This is a genomic window from Leeuwenhoekiella sp. A2 (assembly GCF_047946655.1).
In the GTDB taxonomy this organism is placed as follows: domain Bacteria; phylum Bacteroidota; class Bacteroidia; order Flavobacteriales; family Flavobacteriaceae; genus Leeuwenhoekiella.
In genome coordinates this window covers 2,312,816-2,324,550 of sequence record NZ_CP172311.1, presented here as the reverse complement: position 1 = coordinate 2,324,550, position 11,735 = coordinate 2,312,816, and the positions used below count along the sequence as shown (strand labels likewise).

General features: G+C 37.8%; 13 protein-coding genes. 8 read left to right on the top strand and 5 right to left on the bottom strand.

Features of this window, described 5'->3' with window-relative positions:
- Positions 1 to 149 precede the first annotated feature (149 nt).
- Positions 150 to 1,388: an LVIVD repeat-containing protein gene (locus ACH3PA_RS10195; protein WP_416444543.1), complete on the bottom strand. Its 1,239-nt coding sequence runs from the start codon at positions 1,386 to 1,388 to the stop codon at positions 150 to 152.
- Positions 1,389 to 1,572: 184 nt separating this feature from the next.
- On the opposite strand from ACH3PA_RS10195, the gene miaB reads away from it, so the two are divergent.
- The 7 genes from miaB to groL all read left to right on the top strand — a co-directional run bounded on the left by miaB (position 1,573) and on the right by groL (position 8,239).
- The gene (gene miaB, locus ACH3PA_RS10190) at positions 1,573 to 3,018 is read left to right on the top strand and encodes a tRNA (N6-isopentenyl adenosine(37)-C2)-methylthiotransferase MiaB (protein WP_416444545.1); all 1,446 of its coding nucleotides are present in this window, start codon (positions 1,573 to 1,575) and stop codon (positions 3,016 to 3,018) included.
- Positions 3,019 to 3,028: 10 nt separating this feature from the next.
- A complete protein-coding gene (locus tag ACH3PA_RS10185; protein ID WP_416444547.1) occupies positions 3,029 to 4,285 on the top strand; it encodes a sigma-54 interaction domain-containing protein in 1,257 nt (418 codons plus the stop codon).
- A gap of 37 nt (positions 4,286 to 4,322) precedes the next feature.
- Complete coding sequence (locus ACH3PA_RS10180) at positions 4,323 to 4,838, top strand: LptE family protein (RefSeq protein WP_416444549.1); 516 nt, start codon at positions 4,323 to 4,325, stop codon at positions 4,836 to 4,838.
- Positions 4,839 to 4,840: 2 nt separating this feature from the next.
- Positions 4,841 to 5,722, top strand: a complete 882-nt coding sequence (locus tag ACH3PA_RS10175) for a hypothetical protein (protein ID WP_416444551.1) — start codon at positions 4,841 to 4,843, stop codon at positions 5,720 to 5,722.
- Positions 5,723 to 5,724: 2 nt separating this feature from the next.
- Complete coding sequence (gene secG / locus ACH3PA_RS10170; protein WP_416444553.1) at positions 5,725 to 6,072, top strand: preprotein translocase subunit SecG; 348 nt, start codon at positions 5,725 to 5,727, stop codon at positions 6,070 to 6,072.
- Positions 6,073 to 6,219: 147 nt separating this feature from the next.
- On the top strand, positions 6,220 to 6,495 hold the full coding sequence (locus tag ACH3PA_RS10165) for a co-chaperone GroES (RefSeq protein WP_416444555.1): 276 nt from the start codon (positions 6,220 to 6,222) through the stop codon (positions 6,493 to 6,495).
- Positions 6,496 to 6,598: 103 nt separating this feature from the next.
- Positions 6,599 to 8,239, top strand: coding sequence for a chaperonin GroEL (gene groL / locus ACH3PA_RS10160; RefSeq protein WP_416444557.1), 1,641 nt, complete (start codon positions 6,599 to 6,601; stop codon positions 8,237 to 8,239).
- A 92-nt stretch (positions 8,240 to 8,331) separates the two neighbouring features.
- Here groL and ACH3PA_RS10155 read toward each other — a convergent pair whose 3' ends face one another.
- Genes ACH3PA_RS10155 through xrtF form a run of 3 tightly spaced genes read right to left on the bottom strand, consistent with a single transcriptional unit; the run spans position 8,332 to position 9,889 of the window.
- Positions 8,332 to 8,883 carry a DUF3347 domain-containing protein gene (locus tag ACH3PA_RS10155; RefSeq protein ID WP_416444559.1) on the bottom strand — a complete coding sequence of 184 codons (552 nt, stop codon included), beginning with the start codon at positions 8,881 to 8,883 and terminating at the stop codon, positions 8,332 to 8,334.
- Between the two features lie 33 nt (positions 8,884 to 8,916).
- The gene (locus ACH3PA_RS10150; protein ID WP_416444561.1) at positions 8,917 to 9,351 is read right to left on the bottom strand and encodes an exosortase F system-associated membrane protein; all 435 of its coding nucleotides are present in this window, start codon (positions 9,349 to 9,351) and stop codon (positions 8,917 to 8,919) included.
- A complete protein-coding gene (gene xrtF, locus ACH3PA_RS10145) occupies positions 9,344 to 9,889 on the bottom strand; it encodes an exosortase family protein XrtF (RefSeq protein ID WP_416444563.1) in 546 nt (181 codons plus the stop codon). Before xrtF ends, ACH3PA_RS10150 begins: the two co-directional genes overlap by 8 nt.
- A gap of 39 nt (positions 9,890 to 9,928) precedes the next feature.
- Between xrtF and ACH3PA_RS10140 the strand changes: the two genes are divergently transcribed.
- Positions 9,929 to 10,387, top strand: coding sequence for a GAF domain-containing protein (locus tag ACH3PA_RS10140; RefSeq protein ID WP_416444565.1), 459 nt, complete (start codon positions 9,929 to 9,931; stop codon positions 10,385 to 10,387).
- A gap of 84 nt (positions 10,388 to 10,471) precedes the next feature.
- On the opposite strand, the gene ACH3PA_RS10135 is transcribed toward ACH3PA_RS10140, so the two are convergent.
- The gene (locus ACH3PA_RS10135) at positions 10,472 to 11,725 is read right to left on the bottom strand and encodes an ABC transporter permease (protein WP_416444567.1); all 1,254 of its coding nucleotides are present in this window, start codon (positions 11,723 to 11,725) and stop codon (positions 10,472 to 10,474) included.
- Positions 11,726 to 11,735 lie beyond the last annotated feature (10 nt).

Here is an 11,735-nt window from a genome sequence, read left to right as displayed (position 1 = left end):
GTCACCACAGCCTCAATTTGATAATAAACCTGCAGTATTTAGAAATGCAAAAGTATATCAAAAAATATTATTGTTTTGAGCAGACCGCTATACCAAATTAAAAAAGCCACTTTGAGAGCGACTTTTTGTGGTATAAAATAAGCTAATCTCTACATTAATGTAAAGGCGCTTATTAAGCTTAGGTCATCTTCACCATAACTGTATTGATACAAAACCCCACCACCAATCATCAATAAATTATCTTGTAAAGGAATGACGTCATAAATGTTGACCGACTCATCTACACTCAGCATTTCAAGACTTAAAGGATTAGTCTTATCAAATATTTTTAAACCCTGAGCACCGTCACTTACATACAATCTGTTATTATGTACGCCCAACCCATAAGGCTCCTGCATATCATAATCACCTACGACTTGAGGATTAGTTTTATCTGAAACATCTATAACTTCAAGCAAACTCATATCCTGACCACAAGCGTTCCCGCCTCTCAAAGTAAGATAGGCATAATCGCCATCTACCACTACAGGATCGCAACCCGTTATATGAGATATTTCTGAAACATACTCCGGGTTTTGAGGTTCTGAAATATTATAAATGAGCATACCGCGTGTTCCTCCTATATATAAGTAATCACCCTGACTGAATATCGTTTCTATACTCCAGTCTGCATAAACCTCATTTAGTTTTTCAAGATCTGCATTCTGTAGACTAAAAATATTTATTGAGCCTGCATCTAAAACATACAGATAATCACCTATTATTTTAAAACGCGCAAAAGAACCGCCTACGCCATCTGCATTACTAAAGCTTTCACTACTGCTCGCAACATCCTCATAATATAACACAGGTGAAATTTTACGACGCACAGTGGTATACTCCCAGTCTACAATCACATCCTCCTGATAATTAAAGTTAGAAAGATCAAAATCTGCCACAGGCTCACTTACTTCGGGATATGGGTAGTAACTGCCTTGTAATGCATTTTCAAGAACCCCGTTGTATTTAATATCATCCATATTAGAAATATCAAAAGTCACCAAATCACTATAAGAATCGGCATAAAGTATATCATTTTTAGCCTCAATATCGATATTGCCCGGTATATCTAAAAATGCAACTTTAGCAGGAGATGCAGGATTGCTGTTGTCTATTACATGTATACCTTTATGTAGATCATTAACAAATATGTAATCGTTGTAGAAATAAAATTTACCGGTGCTTGCCAGAGGCATTGGCTCTTCAACAGATTTTATCATCTGCGCATGCAGATCTGCTTTAGACATTATCACCGGCACAGCAATCCTTACGGTTTCATAACCGCTCTCGTCATCAGATTGACAATTTATAAGGGTTAGCGATATTAAAAGAAGTAGTACTTTTTTCATAATAAAAATGGTTAGTTTTCTAGATAGATGAAAAATCACTTAAATGGTTGCGTAATATGCATCATATTAACAAGTTTATAAAAATTTGCCACAGCAATTAATTACACATTTGTTTTTAATGACAGTTTGTCACAAGCTTCATTCGTTGTATCTTTGCACACTTATTTAGGAAGCAGGAATTCTTATGGAGAAGATAATAGATGAAAATATACAAGGACAAGCATTAGTGCTTGATGGCCCTACAACAAATTCTAAAAAACTATTTATAGAGAGTTACGGCTGCCAGATGAACTTTAGCGATAGTGAGATCGTTGCCTCAATTCTCGCTAAAGAAGGATATAATACCACCCGTAATTTAGAAGATGCAGATCTTGTTCTGGTCAATACATGTTCTATTAGAGAAAAGGCAGAACAAACTGTGCGTAAGCGCCTTGAGAAATATAATGCAGTTAAAAAGATAAATCCGGGAATGAAAGTAGGCGTGCTGGGCTGTATGGCAGAGCGTCTTAAAAGTCAATTTCTGGAAGAAGAAAAAATTGTTGACCTGGTCGTAGGTCCAGATGCATACAAAGATTTACCTAATCTTATCAGCGAGGTTGAAGAAGGTCGCAATGCTGTAAATGTTATTTTATCTAAAGAAGAGACTTACGGTGACGTTTCTCCCGTACGTTTACAAAGCAACGGTGTAACTGCTTTTGTAAGTATTACACGCGGTTGCGATAATATGTGCACTTTCTGTGTAGTGCCATTTACCAGAGGCCGTGAACGTAGCCGCGACCCACAGAGCATTATAGAAGAAGTTAATGATCTGGCGGCAAAAGGCTTTAAAGAAGTCACGTTACTTGGTCAAAATGTAGATAGTTACTTGTGGTACGGTGGCGGACTTAAAAAAGATTTTGAAAAAGCCGGCGAAATGCAAAAAGCCACAGCAGTTAGTTTCTCAAACCTGCTAGAACTGGTTGCACAGGCCCAGCCTAAAATGCGTGTACGTTTCTCAACTTCAAATCCGCAGGATATGACGCTTGACGTGATACACACCATGGCAAAATATCCTAATATCTGTAAATACATTCATCTTCCCGTACAAAGCGGAAGCGATCGTATTTTAAAAGCCATGAACCGTTTACATACGCGAGAAGAATATTTTCAACTTATTGATAACATTCGCGAGATCATGCCAGACTGTGCCATATCTCAGGATATGATCACTGGTTTCCCTACAGAGACAGAAGAAGATCATCAGGATACAATAAGCCTGATGGAATATGTAAAATATGATTTTGGTTTTATGTTCGCTTATAGCGAAAGACCGGGAACACTGGCAGCGCGTAAACTTGAAGATGACGTACCAGAACCGGTTAAAAAACGTCGCCTGGCCGAAATAATCGAGATACAACAAAAATATTCTCATTACAACACAGCAAAACAAGTAGGTAAAACGATAGAGATATTAATCGAAAAATCATCTAAGAAAAGTGATGCCCACTGGAGCGGAAGAAATTCTCAAAACACAGTGGCTGTTTTTCCTAAAGAGAATTACAAAGTAGGTGATTTTGTAATGGTTAAAATAAACGACTGCACTACCACTACTCTTATTGGGGAAGCAGTAGACTATTCTGAAAACAACTAACCGTATAAGTATGGAATCAGTACACGCGACTAAACAACGTTTCGGAATAATAGGAGATGATCCTAAACTTAACAGGTCTGTAGAGAAGGCAATACAGGTAGCGCCTACAGATATCTCTGTGCTTGTTACCGGAGAAAGCGGTGTGGGTAAAGAAAGTATCCCTCGCATCATACACTCACTTTCGCATAGAAAACATAACAAGTACATCGCTGTAAACTGCGGTGCAATACCAGAAGGAACCATAGATAGTGAACTTTTTGGCCATGAGAAAGGCGCCTTTACAGGAGCAACCTCAACACGTAGCGGATATTTTGAAGAAGCAGATGGCGGGACTATTTTTCTGGATGAAGTAGGCGAACTTCCTCTCCCCACGCAGGTAAGATTATTGCGCGTTCTTGAAAATGGCGAATTTTTAAAAGTAGGTTCATCTAAGACGCAAAAAACAGATGTACGCATCGTAGCAGCTACAAACGTAAATATGTTTGAAGCTATTAAAAATGAAAAATTTAGAGAAGATCTTTATTACAGATTAAGTACTGTAGAGATTAATTTACCACCCTTGCGTGAGCGTAAAAATGACATTCACCTGCTCTTTAGAAAATTTGCATCAGACTTTGCAAATAAGTACAAAATGCCCACAATCAGGCTGGAAGAAGACGCGATACAGCTACTTTTAAAATATCGCTGGAGCGGAAACATAAGACAGTTGCGCAATATTGCAGAGCAAATTTCAGTTTTAGAACAAAACAGAAGCATAACTCTTGAGAAGCTTAGAGCATATCTTCCAGACATGGGTAGCAATCTTCCCGCTGTGGTTAAGCAGAAAAATGCAGACAGTGACTTTAGCAGTGAGCGAGAAATACTTTACAAAGTGCTTTTTGATATGAAAAGCGACCTGAACGACCTAAAAAAGCTCACTCTCGAGCTGATGGAAAAAGGTAACAATGCGACAGTACAGGAAGAGAATAAATCTTTGATCAAAAAGATCTACAGCGACGATCAGGAGACAGATGCTTATGAAAGCGCAGAAGATATTACAGAAGTATTGCAGATACCACAAGAAGCAAACGGTTTTGATAATCCATCAGACAAGTATAGTTTCGCAGAAGATGTAGAAGAAGAAGAAACGCTTTCTATACAGGAAAAGGAGCTTGAACTCATCAAAAAATCACTAGAACGCCACAGTGGCAAACGTAAAGTAGCAGCACAGGAGCTAGGTATAAGTGAGCGTACACTTTACAGAAAGATCAAACAATACGATCTTTAATAATCTACTCTTTTCAGCAAAACGCATTAAAAAATATATGCAGAAGAAATTTAAAATTACCGGTCTACTTCTTATCACTCTTGTTTTTAACAGCTGTGGTTTTTATTCATTTAGTGGTGTATCAATAGAACCGGGAACAGAAACTTTTCAGGTTAATTTCTTTCAGAATAATGCGGCTTTGGTAGAACCGGGATTAGACCGTAAATTCACATTTGCTTTACAGGATCTTATTCAGAACCAGACAAGTTTAAGCCTTACCCCTAATGGCGGTGATCTAATTTACGAAGGCGAGATCGTAGATTATTACATCGCGCCACAAACAGCTACTTCAGACAATATTGCAGCACAAAACCGCTTAACAATTACTGTTAATGTGCGCTATATAAATACAAAAAAAGAAGATGGCACAGATGACTTTGAGCAGCGTTTTTCTTTTTACGTTGACCGTCCCGGCACACAACAATTAATAGGAAGCGCTCTAGACAGTGCTGTTGATGAGATCTTTGAACGCATCACCCAGGATATCTTTAATGAATCGCTGGCTAACTGGTAATTATGAATACTTCAGCTTTACTTGCAATCTTAGAAAATCCTGAGCAACTTACAGTTGCCCAGACAAGTGAGCTGGCTGAAATTGTGGCTGAATTTCCGTTTTTTCAGCCTGCAAGAGCGGTTTTTTTAAAAGGTCTTAAAAATCAGGAAAGTTTTAATTATAACAAAGAACTAAAACGCACAGCTGCTTTAACTACAGATCGCAGTATTCTTTTTGACTTTATTACTTCTCCCGTTTTTACACAAAATGCGATAAGCAAAACCATTAAAGAGCAAGAAGAAAGTCTTTATAATATAGTGGTTAATGAAGCTAAAGATGTGTCTGAACAGGTAGAAACCGAAGAATTAGGCAAAGCAAATCAGGTTCTCGACCCCGATTTTTTCATCCCTAAGGCCGATAATCAACCTGAAAAGAGCGATTTTTTAGAACCTGAAAAATTATTAGAAATCGGCGTGCCTTTAGACTTTGGTCAAAAAGAAACGCATTCTTTCGCCGAATGGCTTCAGATAACTACGCATAAACCCATAGACCGTTCTCAAGAAACTGAAGATACTGCTGAAACAATAGAAAATGAAGAGGAAACCGAGGAAGATCTTGAGCGCAAACGCAAACTCAGGATAATAGATCGTTTTATAGCAAACAACCCAAAAATTAAGGTTAAACCTGTTGATGAAACGGTAAAAAGAAACGTTATTGAAGAGGTAAATGTGCCAGACGAAGCACTTATGACAGAGACGTTAGCCCGCGTGTATGTTGAGCAGAAGAACTTCAATAAAGCCAAGCAAGCTTATAGAATTTTAAGTTTGAAATATCCGGAAAAAAGTGGTTTCTTTGCAGACCGAATTCGGGCAATAGAAAAATTGCAGGACAATAAAAATACATAATTATGTTTTTAGTATTCTTAGGACTTATCATCATCGTAGCATTTTTGCTGGTAGTAGTGATCATGGTTCAAAACCCAAAAGGTGGCGGTTTATCTTCTTCTTTTGGTGGTGGTGGCACTCAACAAGTAGGTGGTGTAAAAAAGACAACAGACTTTTTAGATAAAAGTACCTGGGCTCTGGCTACTATACTTCTAGTGCTTATTCTAATCTCAAATGTGACTATCTTTGGTGGTGGCGCATCTGCAGAGTCTAAAGTAATTAATGGTGAGGATGTAGAGAACATTGTTCCTGTACAAAACACGCCGGCGGCTACTACTCCTGCAACTGTACCAGACAGCACAGAGAACTAAAATGACAGTTTATAAAAGATAAATTAAGAAGACCGCAAATTTGCGGTCTTTTTTTTGCCTTTTTGTCAGCCATAAGTCAGTGGCACAATTTCTGCCTATTTGCATCATACATTATAGAAATTTGTTCAACAAAAAAATCATATTACAATGGGAGTAAACATTAAACCTCTTTCAGATCGTGTTTTAGTAGAGCCAATGGCCGCTGAAACTAAAACAGCTTCAGGTATCTATATTCCTGATACTGCTAAAGAAAAACCTCAAAAAGGTAAAGTAGTTGCTGTAGGAAGTGGGAAAAAAGATTATGAAATGACCGTAAAAGTGGGCGACACTGTTTTATATGGTAAATATTCTGGAACAGAGTTAAAACTAGACGGTTCTGATTACCTAATGATGCGTGAAGACGATATTCTGGCTATCATCTAAGCCCAGAACACGCTTTATTACTTCTAGATTAAATTAATCCAATCAAATTAATTGTAAACAAAACTCTTTTCTTCATTAGGAGAAAAGACTAAAACTTTGAAAAATGGCAAAAAATATAAAATTTGACATTGAAGCTCGCGACGGTATTAAGCGCGGTGTAGATGCTCTTGCAAATGCAGTAAAAGTAACATTAGGTCCTAAAGGTCGTAACGTTATTATTAGCAAATCATTTGGCGCACCACAGGTAACTAAAGATGGTGTTACAGTAGCAAAAGAAATAGAACTTGAGGATCCTTTAGAAAACATGGGAGCTCAAATGGTAAAAGAAGTTGCTTCTAAAACCAATGATCTTGCCGGTGACGGTACTACAACTGCAACTGTTCTTGCTCAGGCTATCGTAAAAGAAGGTCTTAAGAATGTGGCTGCAGGCGCAAACCCAATGGATCTTAAAAGAGGTATTGATAAAGCTGTAGAAGCTATTACCAAAGATCTTCAGGAACAAACTCAGGAAGTAGGAAACTCTTCTGAAAAAATTAAGCAAGTAGCTTCTATATCTGCTAACAATGATGATGTAATAGGTGAACTTATCGCTGAAGCATTTGGTAAAGTAGGTAAAGAAGGTGTTATCACTGTAGAAGAAGCAAAAGGTACAGAGACTTATGTTGATGTAGTAGAAGGTATGCAGTTTGACCGCGGTTACCTTTCTCCTTACTTTGTTACAGACAGTGAGAAAATGCAATCTGAATTAGAGAGCCCTTACATCTTGTTATATGATAAAAAGATCTCTTCTATGAAAGATTTGCTACCTGTACTTGAGCCGGTTGCTCAATCTGGTAAGCCTTTATTGATCATCGCAGAAGACGTAGATGGCGAGGCTCTTGCAACTCTTGTTGTAAATAAATTAAGAGGTGCTCTTAAGATCGCAGCTGTAAAAGCTCCAGGTTTTGGTGATCGTCGTAAAGCAATGCTTGAGGATATCGCTATTTTAACTGGTGGTACAGTAATAAGTGAAGAGCGTGGCTTTACACTTGAGAACGCAACAGTTGATATGTTAGGTACAGCAGAAACTGTAACTATTGATAAAGACAACACAACTATTGTAAACGGTGCTGGTGAAAAAGAAAACATCAAAGCTCGTGTAGGTCAAATTAAAGCTCAGATCGAAAGCACAACAAGTGACTACGATCGTGAAAAACTTCAGGAACGTCTTGCTAAATTAGCAGGTGGTGTAGCTGTACTTTATGTAGGTGCTGCTTCTGAAGTTGAGATGAAAGAGAAAAAAGACCGTGTAGATGATGCACTTCATGCAACTCGTGCAGCTGTAGAAGAAGGTATTGTTGCCGGTGGTGGTGTAGCTTTAGTTCGCGCTAAAAAAGTACTAGAAAATCTTTCTACAGACAGTGCAGATGAGAGTACAGGTGTACAAATAGTAAATAAAGCTATTGAAGCTCCATTACGTACTATTGTAGCAAACGCAGGTGGTGAAGGTTCTGTTGTGATCGCAAAAGTGATCGACGGTAACAAAAACTACGGTTATGATGCTAAAACAGATACGTATGTAGATATGCTAGAAGCTGGTATTATTGACCCTAAGAAAGTTACTCGTATCGCTCTTGAAAATGCAGCTTCTGTTTCTGGTATGATCCTTACAACAGAGTGTTCATTAACAGACATACCTGAAGACAATGCAGGTGGCGGTCATTCTCATGGCGGAATGGGCGGCGGTATGCCAGGCATGATGTAATATCACTTTCGCTTAAAGCGAAATAGTATAAAAGCAAAAACCGCTTCAATTAAACTGAAGCGGTTTTTTTTTGACTTAATTTAATTACCGTCTTAGTTTATCTCTGCATCAACAGTACCGCAATTAAGCATCTTATCACCAAAGTATGGATTGTATATTTTCTTGTCATTAGAGATCCAGTAAGCACCTTTGCCGTTAAATGCCATAGGGCAGTACTCATAATATAAAGTACCTTGCTCTATCTTACCTTCTACTAATGCTTTAATGCCTGCGGTTACCTGAGAAAACAATTCACGTTGTTGCTCAATATCGCCTGTATTGCTCAAGGTGCTCACCTGCTCCTTTAGCGCATCATTACCATCTATCTCCTCAAGGGCTGTTTTTAAATTTGCAGCTGTTGATTTTGCCGCTCCGGCATCTGTATTTACCAGTGCCGTTTTAAGTTCGTTATAATTATCATAAACGTCTGCCACGAGTGAATCATTAAAAGTGGCAGTACGTGCGGCAGAAAAGTGTTCTTCTTTTGCTCCTTCTGTGCGAGCCTCAGTGTCTATCGTTACAACCTCTTCATTGTCTGTATTTGATTTTTTTTCGCCGCAGGCTAAAACCAATACAGACAATCCTATAAATGCTATTTTTTTCATAGTGTAATATTTATTTGTTTAATGTACAAATGTCTAATTCTTCCGTGTTTTTTGATAATAAAATGCCGGTAAAATAATTATAATAAATAAAGGCTGTATGAGAAACCGGCGCACATAGAACAGCAACTGGTAGTGCTCTGGCTCATAATTTTTAAGTAGCATATAAAAGATGACCAGCAAAAGCACAAAGGCAATTAAGTAGAGTAATGCAGCAAATTTCACATAGCCTTTTTCGTTAAAAGCGATCCACAGTACTAGCAAAGACAGGATAGAATTTAAAAAATATCGCTCTGTGAGCGCAAAAATCAGCTTTGCAGTACGAAAATCTGGCAGGTGTTCTTTTTCTAAAAAATCTGATCTGAAGAAATCTAAAAGCGGATCGTAAAAAAGAGCTTCCTGAAAATACCTAACCAGCACCAGCAGACCAAAAATACCCACAATTAAACCGATTTTTAATGCTTTAAGCATGGTTTTTTCGCTTTAAATGTTTCACCCAGAAAATCCACAATAAAAAGATAAAACCATAAATGATCGCAGGAAAAGCAATGGCATGTAAAAATTCTGCCCAGCCCGGGAATTTGTAAACCGCGATTGCAATTAGGGCAATTCTCAATACATTAATGATATAGATCGCAATACTCCCAACTACGAGAAAAACCAAAGTACTTTTTAATTTATCTGCAAAAGCCAGCACAAAGGCAACAAATAATATTACGACGCTCGCACCATTACAGCCTTCTACCACACGCACTAAAAATTGATCTTCTACAAATAATTTTACTGATGCTTCTGCCGCATGAGGTTCAATTTTAGAAGTGAAACCCAATACCTGTATTACCCACTTGCTATGCAGAGCAACCTTTTGAGTAAGATAATCAGGATAATGCTCTGGCCCAAAATCTCTTTTTAAATACCAAAGGTAGCCCAGCGTAAGCAAAAGATAGGTTCCTAAAAAAGTAAGGATAAATCGAAGTACCGACTTATATTTGTGGACATATTGTAGCACCAAAGAAAAGGTCGTTTTGACCCCTAAAATACAAGAAAAATGAAATTTGAAACCTTAAAGCCGGAAATATCGGCAATATTAAATAGCGATTCTTCAAATACTACCCATAAACTAGAGCAGATTTGTGCTTTATTAAAAGAGAATATTGAACATTATAACTGGGTAGGTTTTTACTTTAAAAATGGCGATAAAGAAGAATTAAAGCTGGAGGCATTTGCCGGTGAACCTACAGATCACACCATAATCCCTTTTGGAAAAGGTATCTGTGGCCAGGTTGCTGTTTCAAACCAAAACTTTGTTGTGCCAGATGTGGCTGCACAGGATAATTATATTGCATGCAGCATCACTGTAAAATCTGAAATTGTGATTCCGTTATTTGTAAATGGTGAAAACATAGGGCAGATAGATATTGATTCTCACACACCAGACCCGTTCACAGAAGAAGATGAGCGTTTTCTAGAATGGATAAACGCCGAAGTCGCTAAGCTTTTAGCTTAGAAAACCAGCTTAAAACGCACAAAAACCCCTGATTTTCATGTAAAAATCGGGGGTTTTTGTTTTGATTTTTTATAAAACCGATGTTTACATACCGGTTCTTATCGCTTCTACAGGATCTAATCGTGAAGCCATAAATGCAGGTACAATACCAGCGATCATGCCTATTGCAACAGAAGAAAACATACCCCAGAAAACATTAGCGGCAGATAGTATAAATTGAAAATCACCGGTAAACTGCGAAGCGATCAATGTGATGATCCATACCAGAAATAATCCTATTAGTCCGCCAAAAGTTGCCAGTATCACAGCTTCAAATAAAAACTGAAGCAGGATAAATCTATTTTTGGCTCCTAATGCTTTTTGAATCCCAATAAGGTTGGTACGTTCTTTAACGCTTACAAACATGATATTTGCAATACCAAAACCACCTACAAGAAGAGAAAACAGACCAATAAAACCACCTATGGTAGACATCGTGCCTGTGATATTATCTATCATATCTGCAAACCCCTGTAGCTTATTGATAAAAAAGTTGTCTATATCATTTGGCTTTAAGCCTCTTATTTGTCGTAATCGCTGACCCAGAACAGCATTAAATTCGGCTAGGTCGATTCCCTCTTTTGGTTTTATAACAATACCGGGAAATGCACCTTTATTGTTGCTACCATAAATACGGCGCACAATATTTACCGGCACCATTACCATTTCATCTTTAGAAGGGCCAAACATGCTGCTTCCCTCCTTCTCAAGAACACCTATAACTGTAAAACGCTGCCCGTATAAGCGCAGTTCTTTACCAATGGGATCACTAGCATCAAAAAGAGCATTTGCAATTTCATCACCCAAAACAATTACCGGCGAACCGCTATTAGATTCAGATTCATTAAAAAATCGCCCTTCCTGTATTTGAAGCGCCTCTACATTATAATAACCATCTGTAACCGGAGCAATATTAACATCGGTAACCAGCTTATCTTTATATTTTATCGTTTCTGCACCTACATTTAAGTTGTAAGAGATCGCGTCAACATTAGGCACATTATTTTTTATGTATTGATATTCTTCATAAGTTACATCAGGAAACTGCTCTCTTTTCCACTGCGGTATGTCGCTGGGGCCAAAGGAAAAACGCATTACAAAAACAGTACTGTTATCTAGAGAAGATAAACTTCCTTTTATTTCCTGCTTTAAAGAATCTACCGCGGCTAAAACTCCTATTATAGAAAATATACCTATAGTAACTCCCAGTAAAGACAAAAATGTACGCAACTTGTTGTTGCGCAGCGCATTAATCGCAAACGCAAGACTTTCTTTAAGAACCCTTAGATATATAAGCATACACACTTTT